This is a genomic window from Kosakonia sp. AG348, assembly GCF_003337365.1.
Lineage (GTDB): Bacteria > Pseudomonadota > Gammaproteobacteria > Enterobacterales > Enterobacteriaceae > Kosakonia.
This window is the reverse complement of sequence record NZ_QPJR01000002.1, coordinates 446,420-462,174: the sequence shown is the minus strand read 5'-3', so window position 1 is coordinate 462,174 and position 15,755 is coordinate 446,420. Positions and strand designations below refer to the sequence as shown.

General features: G+C 51.1%; 11 protein-coding genes and 3 pseudogenes. 7 read left to right on the top strand and 7 right to left on the bottom strand.

The window, feature by feature from the left end:
• Positions 1-14: 14 nt before the first annotated feature.
• Positions 15-1,265 (bottom strand): MFS transporter, encoded by a 1,251-nt coding sequence (locus DFO56_RS05950; RefSeq protein ID WP_016496213.1) that lies wholly within the window; start codon positions 1,263-1,265, stop codon positions 15-17.
• A 120-nt stretch (positions 1,266-1,385) separates the two neighbouring features.
• Between DFO56_RS05950 and DFO56_RS05945 the strand changes: the two genes are divergently transcribed.
• The 3 genes from DFO56_RS05945 (at position 1,386) to bioD (ending at position 4,453) form a co-directional block, all read left to right on the top strand.
• Positions 1,386-2,282, top strand: a complete 897-nt coding sequence (locus DFO56_RS05945) for a LysR family transcriptional regulator (RefSeq protein ID WP_045513385.1) — start codon at positions 1,386-1,388, stop codon at positions 2,280-2,282.
• A 129-nt stretch (positions 2,283-2,411) separates the two neighbouring features.
• Entirely contained in the window at positions 2,412-3,632 is a 1,221-nt protein-coding gene (gene mlc / locus DFO56_RS05940) for a sugar metabolism global transcriptional regulator Mlc (RefSeq protein WP_045513382.1), read from the top strand.
• A 125-nt stretch (positions 3,633-3,757) separates the two neighbouring features.
• The gene (gene bioD, locus DFO56_RS05935) at positions 3,758-4,453 is read left to right on the top strand and encodes a dethiobiotin synthase (RefSeq protein ID WP_045513380.1); all 696 of its coding nucleotides are present in this window, start codon (positions 3,758-3,760) and stop codon (positions 4,451-4,453) included.
• A 595-nt stretch (positions 4,454-5,048) separates the two neighbouring features.
• Here bioD and DFO56_RS24900 read toward each other — a convergent pair.
• Positions 5,049-5,150: pseudogene (locus DFO56_RS24900) on the bottom strand (Tat proofreading chaperone DmsD); the annotation flags it as partial.
• Here DFO56_RS24900 and DFO56_RS25125 point away from each other — a divergent pair.
• The 3 genes and pseudogenes from DFO56_RS25125 to DFO56_RS05925 all read left to right on the top strand — a co-directional run.
• Positions 5,145-5,615 (top strand): annotated as a pseudogene (locus DFO56_RS25125) (RHS repeat-associated core domain-containing protein); the annotation flags it as partial. The pseudogenes DFO56_RS24900 and DFO56_RS25125 overlap by 6 nt on opposite strands.
• A gap of 669 nt (positions 5,616-6,284) precedes the next feature.
• Entirely contained in the window at positions 6,285-6,611 is a 327-nt protein-coding gene (locus DFO56_RS24585; RefSeq protein WP_147271665.1) for an alpha/beta hydrolase, read from the top strand.
• Positions 6,612-6,703: 92 nt separating this feature from the next.
• Positions 6,704-8,440 carry a lipoxygenase family protein gene (locus DFO56_RS05925; protein WP_052679826.1) on the top strand — a complete coding sequence of 579 codons (1,737 nt, stop codon included), beginning with the start codon at positions 6,704-6,706 and terminating at the stop codon, positions 8,438-8,440.
• Positions 8,441-8,587: 147 nt separating this feature from the next.
• On the opposite strand, the pseudogene DFO56_RS05920 reads toward DFO56_RS05925, so the two are convergent.
• The 3 genes and pseudogenes from DFO56_RS05920 to DFO56_RS05910 all read right to left on the bottom strand — a co-directional run.
• Positions 8,588-8,748 (bottom strand): annotated as a pseudogene (locus DFO56_RS05920) (IS3 family transposase); the annotation flags it as partial.
• A gap of 361 nt (positions 8,749-9,109) precedes the next feature.
• Entirely contained in the window at positions 9,110-9,511 is a 402-nt protein-coding gene (locus DFO56_RS24895; RefSeq protein WP_233500378.1) for an S-type pyocin domain-containing protein, read from the bottom strand.
• A 42-nt stretch (positions 9,512-9,553) separates the two neighbouring features.
• Positions 9,554-10,510, bottom strand: a complete 957-nt coding sequence (locus tag DFO56_RS05910) for a sensor domain-containing diguanylate cyclase (RefSeq protein ID WP_045513375.1) — start codon at positions 10,508-10,510, stop codon at positions 9,554-9,556.
• Positions 10,511-11,046: 536 nt separating this feature from the next.
• On the opposite strand from DFO56_RS05910, the gene DFO56_RS05905 reads away from it, so the two are divergent.
• The gene (locus DFO56_RS05905; RefSeq protein WP_233500377.1) at positions 11,047-13,872 is read left to right on the top strand and encodes an RHS repeat protein; all 2,826 of its coding nucleotides are present in this window, start codon (positions 11,047-11,049) and stop codon (positions 13,870-13,872) included.
• A 372-nt stretch (positions 13,873-14,244) separates the two neighbouring features.
• Here the strand turns inward: DFO56_RS05905 and dmsD are convergent, their stop codons facing one another.
• Complete coding sequence (dmsD, locus tag DFO56_RS05900; protein WP_045508607.1) at positions 14,245-14,856, bottom strand: Tat proofreading chaperone DmsD; 612 nt, start codon at positions 14,854-14,856, stop codon at positions 14,245-14,247.
• A 40-nt stretch (positions 14,857-14,896) separates the two neighbouring features.
• Positions 14,897-15,754, bottom strand: a complete 858-nt coding sequence (locus DFO56_RS05895) for a DmsC/YnfH family molybdoenzyme membrane anchor subunit (RefSeq protein WP_045508604.1) — start codon at positions 15,752-15,754, stop codon at positions 14,897-14,899.
• Position 15,755: the final 1 nt, after the last annotated feature.

Here is a 15,755-nt window from a genome sequence, read left to right as displayed (position 1 = left end):
TAACTATCGCGGCATCAGTGCAGGCGAGAGTGGAGCCTGCTTCCTACCAGGATAGCAATCACCAGCATGGCGGCGATAAAACCGCCGACGCCGTTCCAGCCATAGCTGTGCCAGAACACGCCGCCTAATGTCCCTGCCACGCTGGAGCCGAGATAGTAGCTAAATAAGTAGAGCGACGAGGCCTGGCCTTTGGCGCGTCGCGCGCGCGGGCCAATCCAGCTACTGGCAACGGAATGGGCGGCAAAGAAGCCTGCGGTAAACAGCAGCATACCGATGAAAATCAGCCCCAGCGTTGAGAACAGCGTGAGCAACAACCCCAGCAGCATGATGGCGGTAGCGCCAACCATCACCGGCCCGCGCCCGTATTTATTGGTCATCACACCGGCTTTCGGCGAACTCCATGTGCCCGTCAAATAGGCAACGGAAAGCAGCCCCACCACCGCCTGGCTCAGCATCCACGGCGATTGCATCAGGCGGTAACCGATGTAGTTAAACAGGGTGACGAACGAGCCCATCAGCAAAAAGCCTTCCAGAAACAACAGCGGCAATCCCTGGTCGCGCCAGTGCAGGCGGAAATTGATAAACAGCGTTTTTGGCCGCAGCGAGGTCGGGCGGAAATGGCGTGATTCGGGCAGGATCCGCCAGAACATCAGCGCGGAAGCCAGCGCAAAGCAGCCAATCACCGCCAGCGCGATACGCCAGTTAAAAAAGTCGGTAAACACGCCGCTCAGCAGGCGTCCGCTCATGCCGCCGATGGAGTTGCCGCTGATATACAGCCCCATGGAGAAGGCAACAAAACTGGGGTGGATCTCTTCACTTAAATAAGTCATGCCAACGGCCGCAACGCCGCTCAGCGATAAGCCAATCAACGCGCGCATCACCAGGATGCCGTGCCAGCTGGTCATCATGGTTGACAATAACGTGCAGCACGATGCCAGCAGCAGCGCGGTGACCATCACTTTTTTTCGCCCGATGGCGTCCGAAAGCGGGCCGGTAAACAGCAGACCAATCGCCAGCATGGCGGTGGAGATCGAGAGGGAAATACTGCTGCTGGCCGGAGAGACGCCAAACTCCTGTGACAGCACCGGTAAAATGGGCTGAACACAGTACAGCAGGGCGAATGTCGCTAACCCGGCGGAAAAGAGCGCCAGCGTGACGCGCATAAATTGGGGAGTACCACGTTTAATAAATTGTCCCGGCAAAGAGACTGGTTTTTCGTCGACGACGCTTGCCGGCCCGGTGTCAACGGTTGTTGTACGACTCACTGGAGATCCTTAACGTTTTATACCCGTGATTTTGGTGACGGGCTTACCACGTCGCTAAGGGTATGAAAGTGGCAATATTCTGTCTAATATATTAATAATCTCAAATAATATGTATTACATATGAATATTGAACTGCGTCATTTACGTTACTTTATTGCCGTTGCCGAGGAACTGCATTTTGGTCATGCGGCGGCGCGGCTGAATATCTCGCAGCCGCCGTTAAGCCAGCAAATCCAGATCCTTGAACAACAAGTCGGTGCGCGCTTGCTTGCCCGCACCAACCGCAGTGTGTCGCTCACGCCTGCCGGGCGGCAGTTTCTGGCAGATAGCCGGCAAATTTTAAGCCAGGTCGATGAAGCCGCCGCACGCGCCATGCGGCTACACCAGGGGGAAACCGGGGAGCTGCGCATTGGTTTTACCTCCTCCGCACCGTTCATAAAAGCGGTCTCCGACACGCTCTCTTCGTTCCGCCAGCGTTACCCGGATGTACATATCCAGACACGCGAAATCAATACCCGTGAACAGATCTCGCCGCTCAATGAAGGGTTGCTGGATTTGGGGCTGATGCGTAACACGCCGTTGCCGGAGACGCTGGCCTGGGATGTGATCCTGCGTGAGCCGTTGCTGGCGATGATCCACAAAGATCATCCTTTAGCGGCGCGTCCGGCGGTGTCGCTGGTGGAACTGGCACAGGAGCCGTTTGTCTTTTTCGATCCGCATGTCGGTACCGGTCTGTATGACGAGATCCTCGGCCTGATGCGCCGTTATCAGCTGGCGCCAACCATTACGCAGGAAGTGGGCGAAGCGATGACCATTATCGGCCTGGTAGCGGCCGGGTTAGGGGTGTCGATTTTACCGGCATCATTCCGGCGTGTGCAGCTAACGGAAATGCGCTGGGTGCCGATTATTGAAGCGGATGCGGTATCAGAAATGTGGTTAGTCTGGTCAAAACATCATGAGCAGGGCAGTGCTGCCGCCCGCTTTAAGCAGCAGTTGATCACCGCTGCTGACGGATAAATTTTGCACATAAGTCATTGCAAAATGTGCTGTAAATCACACGCCGGGGTAAATATTTGACGGCGACCAGTGAAGTGTTTCACCATAGCCGAACGTTTATTTCGAAGCGTGAAAATAAGGGAGTCAGAGGTGGTTGCTGATAGTCAGCCTGGGCATATTGATCAAATAAAGCAGACCAATGCGGGGGCGGTATACCGCCTGATTGATCAGCTTGGCCCGGTATCGCGCATCGATCTCTCACGCCTGGCGCAACTTGCTCCGGCCAGTATTACGAAAATTGTACGTGAGATGCTCGAAGCCCACCTGGTGCAGGAGACGGAAATCCAGGAGCCTGGCAGCCGCGGGCGTCCGGCGGTCGGGCTGCTGGTTGAGACCGAAGCCTGGCACTACCTTTCTTTGCGCATCAGCCGGGAAGAGATCTTTCTTTCCCTGCGCGATCTGAGCAGCAAACTGGTCGTCGAAGACCGCCTTGAGTTAGCGCTGGTGGATGAACTACCGCTGCTGGATCGCATTATTCTGCATATTGACCGCTTCTTTACCCGCCATCAGAACAAACTGGAACGTTTGACCGCCATCGCGATTACGCTGCCCGGCATTATTGATACCGAAAACGGTATCGTTCATCGCATGCCCTTTTATGACGATGTTAAAGATATGCCGCTGGGTGAAGCGCTGGAAAAGCACACTGGCGTGCCGGTGTATGTCCAGCATGACATCAGCGCATGGACGATGGCCGAAGCCCTGTTTGGCGCGTCGCGCGGAGCAAGGGATGTGATTCAGGTGGTTATCGATCACAACGTTGGGGCGGGGGTGATTACTGACGGGCGTTTGTTGCATGCGGGAAGCAGCAGCCTGGTGGAGATTGGCCACACGCAGGTTGATCCCTACGGCAAACGCTGTTATTGCGGCAACCACGGTTGCCTTGAAACCATCGCCAGCGTCGAGAGCGTGCTGGAACTGGCGCAGTTGCGCATGAGCCAGTCAATGAGTTCGATGCTGCACCAAAAACCGCTGACCGTGGAGTGGCTCTGCCAGGCTGCGCAGCAGGGCGATTTATTGGCGAAAGATATCATTAGCGGCGTGGGTGCGAACATTGGACGCATTCTGGCCATCATGGTGAATTTGTTCAACCCGCAAAAAATACTGATTGGATCGCCGCTCAGCAAAGCGGCAGACGTGCTTTTTCCCGCCATTGCCGCGTGCATTCGCCAGCAGGCGTTGCCCGCATACAGCCAGCACATTAGCGTGGAAAGCACGCAATTTACCAACCAGGGCACCATGGCCGGTGCGGCGCTGGTAAAAGACGCGATGTATAACGGATCTTTACTTATCCGTTTGTTGCAGGGGTAACATTTTTACACTGTTGCCATAAAAATTGCTCTACCTCAATCTTGCCCCCAGGCAGTTCCCTTAGACTTTCCCCACTGAATTATTTTCCTGGTTTATATTTTCGTAGAACAACGGTGGGATGAGTGATGCTTAAGCGTTTCTTTGTAACGGGTACAGACACTTCTGTCGGGAAGACAGTGGCGTCCCGCGCGCTACTCCAGGCGCTGGCAGCCAGTGGTAAAACGGTGGCGGGTTACAAGCCTGTTGCCAAAGGGAGCAAAGAGACGCCGGAAGGGCTGCGCAATAAAGACGCGCTGGTGCTGCAAAGCGTTTCGTCACTGGAGCTGCCTTACCAGGCGGTCAACCCCATCGCATTAAGCGAAGAAGAGAGCAGCGTTGCGCACAGTTGCCCCATCAATTACACCCTGTTATCGAATGGCCTGGCTGATCTCTGCGATCGCGTCGATCACGTGGTTGTGGAAGGCACCGGCGGCTGGCGTAGCTTAATGAATGACTTACGCCCGCTTTCGGAGTGGGTGGTGCAGGAGCAGATGGCGGTGGTTATGGTGGTGGGTATTCAGGAAGGGTGTCTTAACCACGCCTTGCTGACCGCGCAGGCCATCGCCAGCGACGGCTTACCGCTGATTGGCTGGGTGGCGAACCGCATCAATCCGGGGCTTGCGCACTATGCCGAAATTATCAATGTGCTGAGCAAAAAACTGCCCGCGCCGCTGGTCGGTGAATTGCCGTATCTGCCACGCCCGGAACAGCGTGATCTGGCGCAATACATTAATCTGCAAATGGCGACCGGCATGTTAGTTGCCGACCGTATTCTGGCCTGACGCGGGCCGTTCGCTCATAGCCCGCTGTTCCTGTTTCTCCGCTTATACTCTTTATTGCATTTGATGCAAAAGTAGACAATTTAAGCGGGGAATCTTATGAGTACATCCCTTTTACAGTAAAACTCCGTCGGTCACGGTGCTGGATAACCGTGGTCTGGCGGTGCGTGGCATCGTTTATCACCGTCATCCGGAAACGCCGGACACCACCGACGAGCGCATCATCCGCCATCAGTTTGACGCGCGCGGTTTACCGTCACAGAGTGTCGACCCGCGTCTGTATGCCGCCGGGCGGGCGAATTTCAGTTATCTCACCGACCTGGACGGTGCGCCGCTGCGTACGCAGAGTGCCGATGCCGGAACCACGGTTGCCCTGAATGACGCCTCCGGGCGGGCGTTTTTGCAGGTCAGCAATATTGGCTCAGGGAATGATCGCAGCGCCGCGGTGACCCGCACCTTCCAGTATGAAGCGGCAAACCTATCGGGGCGACTGCTCGGCATTACCGGGCAGGGAAAAGTCACTGAACGATTTATCTGGAGTGGGAATTCAGTGGATGAACAGAGCCACAACCTTGCCGGTCAGCTTGTCAGCCACTATTTAGCGAAACAGCGGTTTTTGCGCCATCGGAATAAGCAACTGCGATTGCCACTCCGCGAGCGCAAGCCGCGCAAGTTGCCCCAGTGCGGTGAAAAACGGGTGATTTATCTGTCGGGACTGGAACTGCGCAGCAGCGCGGAAACTCTCCAGGTGATAACCGTCGGCGTTGCCGGTCGCGCACAGGTACGGGTGCTGCACTGGGAAAGCGGCCTGTACACCGGTTTCGCCAATAATCAGATTCGTTACAGCTACGACAACCTCACCGGCAGCGGCAGTCTGGAAATGGATGCAAGTGGCGAGCTTATCAGCCAGGAGGAGTATTACCCGTTCGGCGGTACTGCGTTATTTGCCGCGCGCAGCCAGCTGGAGGTGGATTACAAAACGATTCGTTATTCCGGCAAGAAGCAGGACGCAACCGGGCTGTATTACTACGGCTACCGCTATTACCAGCCGTGGACGGGCAGATGGCTTTCCGCAGATCCGACAGGCACGGTGGACGGGCTGAATCTGTTCAGGATTGTACAGAATAACCCAGTGACAATGCACGATCCCGACGGAATGGCACCAGCAAATGCCTGAGCGTTGGATACAGCGACGCGTCTTCATGAAGAGCTCGGGCACTACGAAGCTGCACGGTTATTCCTGATTACGACTGGATCATATTCGGGGTCAGGGTCATATGAAAACATTACTAACATCGCGGTGTATTAATCAATGGGGAGCAGGTCACGGGCTTTATAACGCGCCCCTGCACAACTGAATCATATCAGAATGGATGTATTATTTATGCCTCATTGTTGATATATATTCCAAAAAGGATTTAGTAATGTGAAAGATATAAGCCATATGGTAGATAGATATTTTTTACTCTGGGTGCTATAACAGAAAATGATATCACTTATAAGACAGCGCTTGATATTATTGCTGTCTCTACACATGAAGTGGCTCAGTTTATTTTTTGGGAGAACCTGTCGATGCATATCGCCATTCCATATTTTTTGAATAGTTTGAATAATTCAAAGCTATTTTTCAATACTCGGCCTTCTGAATAATTTTCCAGGATTACCAATGCCGGGAGTTATTTTTTTCAGTCAACCGCAATAAGGAATATTATATGTCTGAGTGATCATTAAAGTACCCCGTCATACATGTCCATAGCCTTTTGGGTTTCGATAAAATTGCCGAAGTATATCCTTTTTTCACGGCATCGAAAAAGTGTTCGGAAGGTCGAAGCAAATGTATATTCAGCGACGCTGTCAGCAATTAATAGTAATGAACTCCGCGGTGAGCAATTGTTGGAGTTTATACAGCAGGTGTTTACAGAAACTGGCACTGGAAAAAGTAAACCTGATTAATCACAACCAGGGCCCGTTGGCTTGCCACTATGTTGCGGCTACTCATCCGGAGCTTAATGCCTCGGTAACTTCCGTTAATGGTGTCAATGATGGTTCTGAATTTGCCAACCTTATGCGGCTGGCGCTAAATCCAGGACATCTACCTGAAACGGTTGCAGATGCGGTAATAACAGCATTTGGAAAGCTATTATCGTATATTTTTTCATAACGATTCTTTATCAAAGAAAAAATTAGAATGGGAAAGTGAATATGTTGAACTATGATTGGACCACAAACCTATCCCCATTAAATGGGGTGCCCATGTACAATTATCCAACGTCTCGGGATCTTCCTGATGAATTTCACCCCAGAAATTCATACACTGATAAGCTTTTGTCTCTTGTCAAACAATTGAAAGAGAATTTTACTCAATCACATTTGAGCATGCTCATCTCTCCTACCAAAGAGCAACTGGCAGATGTCGAGAAAATGGGGGAGTTGCATGCGAAGTACCTGATGAATTTATTCTGTAAAGATAGTCTTTTTTCAGAAGATGAATACTACCGTATGATTGAAAAGGTAAGATCATATTGTGATGTGGTCACCGATACAGACCTGGAAAAGTATGATTCTCAATATAAAACGATAGATCGCCCACTCGTTTCTGAATACTTGTATGATGATGACTTTTTTGCCTACTGGCGAGTTGCAGGTAATAACCCACTGGCAATCAAAGGTGTGGTTGAAATTCCAGGTAAATTTCCGATAACAGATGAAATTTATCAGAAGGTTATGGGCGATGATGATACGCTGACTGATGCGCTGTCGGAAAAAAGAATTTATATGATTGATTATGAGACTCTGGATGGTGCCACCGCCGAAGATGGGGTGGAAAAACCAGAAAGTGATAGCTCATCAAAATCAGTTATCGGATATTCATACATGGCGATTGCGATGTTTGCGGTACAAAAAGGTACGGGGAAACTTAAAACTGTGGCTATCCAATGTGGACAATCATCTTCAGATGATAATCCATTATTTAGTCCGAGTGATAATGATACGTACCGCTGGGGCTGGCAGATGGCGAAAATGGTCGTTCACGCGGCTGATAAGGCTGAACACCAGTTGTGCCATCATTTGGGTGTAACACACCTTGTGTCCGAAGCTTTCGCTCTTGCAACTATAAGAAACTTCACAACAGATCATCCAGTTTATCGTTTACTTATTTCTCATATTGAAGGAACAAACAGGATTAACCATAATGCCATTCTGGCTCTTCTGGGGCCCCAGAAATTCGTCGACAACTTAATCGCCGCCGAACTGGGAACGTTGGCAAATAAGACAATTGAAATGCGTTTGTCCTTCGATTTTTATGAAAATTTTCTCCCAAGAGATTTAGAAAATAGAAATGTGTCTGACACAACAGCCTTTCCTGATTATCCCTATCGTGATGATGGATTATTGCTCTGGAATGCTATTCGAAATTGGGTTGGAAAATACATTTCATTGATATATCCTGGCGACCTTCAGCTAAACAGTGATAATGAGCTTCAGTCATGGATGCAGGATATCGTAGATAATGGTAAAATAAAGGGATTCCGGGTTGTTTCAACCAGAGATGATCTTTCTGATGTGTTGACGATGATAATTTTTACAGCTTCAGTTCAACATGCAGCATTAAACTTCCCACAAAAATCTCATATGATGTATGCTCCGGCAATGGTTGGCTCTCTGACAGAGAAAAAGCCAGTCAACCTTGCCGGTAATACAAAGGCTCACTGGATTTCCATGCTACCAGGTACCGTCCGTGCAGCGGCAAAAATACAGATATACACACTACTTGCTGGTGTTTATAACGGGTACCTTGGTGAGTATGTGGATAAAAATGGCAATGAGATATTTAATCAATCTGATGATGAGTTTATCTATTCCGCATTGGTAGAATTCAGGGATGAATTGAGTGCTATTTCAGCTAAGATTAAATCCAGAAACGAAAAAAGATATCATCCTTACGAGACGTTAATTCCTGCCAATATTCCTGCAAGCGTTAATATCTAATAGGGCGTATGGCCTATGAATTTTCATAGGTCAGAACAACAGATAATGCGAGAGCGTATGGTAAAGCTATCAACAGTATGTCGTTAATATTAATGAATGGAGTGGTCTATTTTGGGGGGCTCCAAATATATAAGCGCACCCGTTTTTGTTCCAGGTGCTTTTTGAGATTTCCGGCGTTTCAATCATCAGCCGGTACTCTTCCAAGGTAAGGTTATTCAGGAATTAAGGGGTGCGCTCGCTGTTATATTCTGCCAGCGCCCTGTAATTTCCCGTGCTTCATTCAGCGTTCAGAATAAATAAAAATCCAGGCGACTGACAAGTTCCAGCGTGGACTGCAAATCAACCAGGCGGGCACTGATGTTGATCAGCGTTTCTTCAGCATCTCTGTTCCGGGCTGAAGGCCCGAACGACCTCTCTGTTTAACTGATGCATTTTCGCTCTTGCTGCCTCTCAGTCGCGCCATGCGCTTTCAACGCCGGTTTAATAGCGTCCAGATTATGATCCACCGCAGCACGCAAGTTACTCGAGTCCAGTTCGATTTGCGCTGGTGTATTACGTCGCCGTAAGTTTCACTGAGCTTCTAGTGAACCCCTTTGGGAATGACTATTGCGGAATCCTGATCAGTCAGTGCAAGGATCTCATTATCGTCCAGCAGTGGATAGTTAGCTCTCAAATAAACGTCAACAGCCGCCCTCGATGGCATATGGCCAGCTTCATATTTACCCTGACGCCGCTATACAGCTCCACCTCCAGAAATTCAACTGGCTGTTTGCTCAGGTAGATATAAATCGGCGGAATATCCGGCACCGGCAGGATTAGAATGTAATCCGCAAAATGCTTCTCATCGGGTGTCGGGCTGGTCGTAGCCGTAATACCCATATTATCCGGTAGCGGATCCACAATCACCGGGTTTGGCAGCACTGGCTGCACCTGATTACTGGTGTTCGACGGCGTATTTACCCCCGTATTATCCGGTGTCCAGATGATGGTGATGTGGGCTTCGTGCAGTAACAAACATGCAGAGAGAAGGGGAGAATGATGAAAGAACGAGCGGAATCTGTTTCCGCTCACCTGTTACTGAACGCATGAGGACAAGTTGTGAAAGATGTGCGCTTATATCCTCTTACGACGCTTTGCGGAGTACATCACCTCGTCGCTCTCTTTAAGCATCTCCCCCAGCGACTGGTAACGACGCGCGTCACTATGCAACATTCCAAAGGAATAATTAATGTTGTACGGCTTACCCGATTTTTTGTTGTACTCATCCACACTTTTTCGGAGATTGTTCAAGAAAGCATCAGCATGAGCCTGCTGCGTAACGAGAACGGCGAATTCATCTCCACCAAGACGTCCTACGATATCTCCGGCACCAAGATGCTGGTGCAACAGCGCTGAGAATACTTTTAATACTTCATCACCTTCAGCGTGCCCCCAGAGATCGTTGATAGGTTTGAATCTATCCAGATCAAAAAAGATAAGGCTAAATGCTGCATTATCTTTAGCAAGGTTGCGGAATCGTTTTTCCCCCGTCCTGTAAAAGCCACGACGATTAGCGATACCTGTCAGGCTATCTGTCATGGCCATTCCAATCACCCTGAATTCATCTTCCAGAATAAAGGCTAAATCCTTGAGTGAGGCAATATCATCGTCGTTAAAGCCACGGGGGGTGGTATTGATCAGACAAAGCGTACCTGCTACCTGACCATCAGGCAGATGAACCGGGTAGCCTGCATAGAATCTGATGTAAGGCTCACCCGTCACCAGAGGGTTATCATGGAAGCGTTCATCATTAGCTGCGTCGTTAACAATAAAGGGGCCTTCCTGCAAAATGGCATGACCACAAAAGGAGATGTTACGGGGCGTTTCCTTAATACCCAGCCCCTCACATGCAAGCAACCATTGGCGCTCGCGATCAAGCAGGCTTATTAGTACGACAGGCACCTGGAAGACCTTTTTTGCAAGGCGAGTTAAACGATCAAAACGTTCATCGGCACCTGTATCAAGCAGGTCTGCCAGATGGAGAGACTTTAATCGTTCTTCTTCATTTTCGGGGATTCCTGGAAATTTCATACGCCCTCGCAGAGATATACTTGCTTTATGTCAGCTACGTTGACTGCATCCAGACTGGCTAAGCCTTCCACGTCATTAGAACAATATAGTTCAAACGATAATGGACAGCCTGCTTGCTACGCGGCGCACGACTTGTGATCCCGCCTGCTTTTCTCCTGTCGCAGCCTTTCTGCTCACAACTCCCTCTTTTAGTAGAAAGTTAAACATCACTGAATCGCTGACAAAACGTCGGGTAGGTGGGGATGGGGTGCATGTTTAACCCGTGGCGATTCAATGAGCGGTTGTCAGGGCATTTTGACTGTTGACCCTGACCCCGAATATGATCCAGTCGTAATCAGGAATAACCGGCTTCATGTTGGCTGCATATTCTGCCAACCGGCAGACTTCTCAGCGAATTCGGATGGCGTCATCCAGCCCAGTGCAGAATGGGAACGCCTCTGAAAATACATATAAATCAAATCCGACAAACTTTGCAGAGGCCGTCAACTATACTTTCGGTGACCCTTTTGGTTGCCTAACATCTAACGGAGTATTCCATGAGTCTTTCCCTTTACAGTAAAACCCCGTCGGTTACGGTGCTGGATAACCGTGGTCTGGCGGTGCGTGACATCACGTATCACCGCCATCCGGAAACACCGGACACCACCGATGAGCGCATTACCCGCCATCAGTTTGACGCGCGCGGTTTACCATCACAAAGTGCTGACCCGCGTTTGTATGCCGCCGGACTGGCGAATTTCAGTTATGTCCCCGACCTGAACGGCGCGCCGCTGCGCACGCAAAGTGCCGATGCCGGAACCACGATTGCCCTGAATGACGCCTCCGGGCGGGCGTTTTTGCAGGTCAGCAATATTGGTTCAGGGAATGACCGCACCGCCGCGGTGACCCGCACCTTCCAGTATGAAGATGCAGGCCTGCCGGGGCGGTTGCTCAGCATTACCGAGCAGGGAAAAGTCTCTGAACGATTTATCTGGAGTGGGAATTCAGTGGATGAACAGAGCCACAATCTTGCCAGCCAGCTTGTCAGCCACTACGACCCGGCAGGTTTGCTCTCAACGACCAGTATTTCCCTGAACGGTGTACCGCTTGCCGTCACCCGCCAGTTACTGCCGGACGATGCCGAAGCCGACTGGCAGGGCGCGGATGCTTCCGCGTGGAACGACCTGCTGGCGGGCGAAACTTACACCACGCTGAGTACGGTGGATGCCGCCGGGAATGTCCTGACCACCACCGATGCGAAAGGCAATATCCAGCGCGTGGCCTATGACGTGGCGGGGCTGCTGAAAGGCAGCTGGCTGACTGTGAGTGGCGGTTCCGAGCAGGTAATTGTGAAATCCCTGACCTGGTCCGCTGCCGGGCAGAAGCTGCGCGAGGAGCACGGCAACGGCGTGGTGACCACATATTCGTACGAAGCGGAAACCCAGCGGCTGGTCGGTATTAAAACGGAACGTATGACACCGGCAAAAGTGCTGCAGGACCTGCGCTACGAATACGACCCGGTGGGTAACGTGCTGGTGATTACTAATGATGCCGAAGAGTCGCGTTTCTGGCGCAATCAGGAAGTCGTTCCCGAGAATCACTACGCCTACGACAGCCTGTACCAGCTGGTCAGCGCCACCGGACGCGAAATGGCCAGTGCGGTACAGCAGAACAGCAACCTTCCGGCGTATTCCTCTTTTGATAACGCCACGTACACAAACTACTCCCGCATCTACACCTACGATAACGCCGGTAATCTGACGAAAATTCAGCACAGCGCGCCCGCATCCGGCAATAACTACACGACATCAGTTACAGTCAGCGACCGCAGTAACCGCGCAGTACTCAGCACACTCACCGAAAACCCGGCGGATGTGGAGGCGCTGTTCACCGCCGGCGGCCAGCAGAAAGAGCTTTTACCGGGGCAGAGCCTGCTGTGGACGGCGCGTCAGGAGCTGCAGCAGGTCACACCCGTCACCCGCGACGGCGCAGCCGACGACAGCGAACGTTACCGCTACGACGCCGCCAGCCAGCGCATCGTGAAAATCACCTCGCAGCTGACCGGCAACAGCACGCAGACCAGACGGGTGGTTTACCTGCCGGGTCTGGAACTGCGCAGCAGCGCCACAGAGGAGTTACAGGTGATAACCGTCGGCGTGGCCGGACGCGCGCAGGTGCGGGTGCTGCACTGGGAGAGCGGGCAGCCCGCCGGTATCAGCAACGACCAGATTCGTTACAGCTACGACAACCTGACCGGCAGCAGCAGCCTCGAAGTGGACGCCAGCGGCGAGCTTATCAGCCAGGAGGAGTATTACCCGTTTGGCGGTACGGCGCTGTTTGCCGCGCGCAGCCAGCTGGAGGCGGATTACAAAACAATTCGTTATTCCGGCAAGGAGCAGGACGCCACCGGGCTTTATTACTACGGTTACCGCTATTATCAGCCGTGGGCGGGACGTTGGTTGAGTGCGGATCCGGCGGGTGGCATTGACGGTCTAAATCTGTTCAGGATGGTCAGGAATAATCCAGTAACATTCCACGATGCGGATGGTCTGGAAACTAATGAAGATGAAATTATTATGCAGTTAATGCAGATGAAAATCAGCAAGTCCGATCCCAAAACGATTATGGATGCAATCAAGAGAATCAACCCGAAACAAAAAGATGCGCACATACTTGTTGCTCGATATATGAAAGGTACGGGCGCTAAAAATAATGCTGTTTCAAAATCCTCGTCCACTTCAACTGAGGGTGAATACGATGAATTAACAAGGATGGGAGCGTTATATTTATACTCAACCAATGCTGGGGCTTATTTTATAAATTCCGCTATCAAAAAAGAGCTTGGTGTGGATATAAATGTTCCTGATAGCAGTACCAGTCTACAAGAAGCTAAAGCTGAATTTAAACGTACCAACAAAGACTATACGTTTGCTCCGGGAGCTGATATGAGTAAAATTGCTAGATTGATTTCTCGTGGAAAAGCTGTCGAACTCATGAATGCGGCTGCCAATGCTGAAAAAAGGAGAGGTATCGCTACTTATTACCGGGGAACAAAGAGCGGTCCGCTTTTTGACAGAATCAAACCTGGGGAATTAGTGAAAACGAATTTCCTTATGTCCGTGACTGATTCAAAAAGAACAGCGAAAAATTTTGCGAGTGGTAAATATAGTACGAATGAAGGAGAGGAAAATGGAATAGTATACAGAATCATAGGGAGCCCTCGAGTCTTCCAGTATGGGTATGGCGATGAAGAGGAAGGTATATTTCCGGTAGGGACGAAATTCAAATTTACTGGAATTAGTGAAGGTTATTACGATTTTACTGAACAATCGGCAAAAGAAATTAAATCTTACAAAGGGACAACTTACCGACTCCTCCGGTAGTGATTAAGATTGTTGTGTTAAAAATATAAAGAGAATAAATGTGAGTCTAATGAAATTTATTGGGCTCACATCTCTGAAAAATTGGTTTCCTCACATTTGTTCCTAATGATGAATATTCGACATACAGTGTATTTTACTAGGCTTAAATGTTGAACGATGTAACCCAGTGAAATCTTGCGATAATAATGGCATTTCTCATCTACAATTGACCGAATGTGAAGTCCTGTATTCATATAAAAGCAACACTTCAAATTGTTCAATTGTCAAAGTTGAAGCATAAAGAATATTTTTGACCTGATAAATGGCGTGTGGTGGATAACCATTCACCATTTCTTAAAAGCGGAACGTCCAAAGACGTTCCGCTTTGCATTTTTAGCGAAACAGCGTTTTTAGCGCCACCGGAATAAGCAACTGCTCTTGCCACTGCGCCAGCGTTAATTGCGCCAGTTGCCCGAGTGCCATGAAAAAAGGGTGCTGCGCGTTATCACAGAACTCGGCAAGAAACCGCCCGCTCCACGGCAGCAGATGCCAGGCCAGTAATTGATCGCAGGCGTTGTTTTTGCCTTGTTCCACCAGCCACGCCGCCATCAGCAGCAAGGTGCCGAAGTGATCTTCCGGCTCGTTTTGCCCGCTATTGAACGCAATATTGTTGTCGCGCATCCACTGGCGCAGCGCCAGCGTTGAGTCGCCAAACAACACGCTCTCTTTATCCAGCCAGACCGAACCCCACGGCGGCGCGGGTAGCGCCCACGGGCCGATCAACAATCGTTGCCATGCCTCATTTAGCGGCTCGTCACATGGTTGCGCAAACGCCTCTGCCAGCGGAATAAGCGCCTCTTGTGGTAAAGGCCACTGTTCCAGCCACTCGCGACTGCGTAGCGCGGCGACGAGCGGCGCGGAGGGTTCGCTCTCCGGCGGATAGTAAAAAAGGGCGCCCAGCACGCGGGCGGTAAAAATAAAAGACTCGCGGGTTGCGTCCGTCATGCTTTCTCCTGAAAAGCGCGGGTTTCCCCGCGCATTGTGATTAACCCGCGACCGCAACGCCAACGGTCATATGCAGGCCGTAAAACAGACCACGGCCAATGATTTCACCGGCTACCACCAGCACAACGCCGACCAGCAAGCTGCTGGCTTTCGGCTGTCTGCGCATTACAAGCGGACAGATCCAGCAACCGAGACCGAGGGCGACCAGCAGTAAACGCACCACCTGCAACAGGCCGTAATCGGGCACCAGCGCGACCGCTTGCTGCACTGAGCTGTGGGTTTCGCCAAGCTGCATGCTCTGCAGCATAACCACGGCAACGCTTGCGATAAGTGCCGCAACGCTGATGGCGGCAAAACGCGGGGCCGGAAAACGCATACCCGCCAGCCGCAGCAGCAACGCCGCCAGCAGCGGCCCGCCCGTCAACATGGTGAGGAAAAATGCGGCGGTGGTGTAGCCGTTATGCCAGGTCGGCACGGTATCAATCTGGTAAACCCGCGTCATCGCCCAGACAAACAGCACCCCCAATACCATGCTGATAATCAGCCAGCCGCGCCCCAGTGCGGCTGGCAGTTTGCCAAGCCAGGCCAGCAGCCACCAGAGACCGCCGACGGCGAAAAACAGCGATCCGGCGGCGATTTCATTGCTCAGTGACGAGGCGCCAATGCGGTTTAGCGAGTTAAACGCGCGCAGCGGTAAACCGAGGTGCATCATTGAGGCGATAAAACCGATGCCCATCAACACCCAGAGCAAAAACTGGCTGCGGACAATCCGCACCTGGCCGCTATTGTCTTCTCTGACGTTCATCCACACGAAGCCAGTCACAATCAATCCGCCCACCACGCACTGACCGAGCACCGTAAACAGAACCAGCGGCCATTCATGCCATCCGTTTCCCATC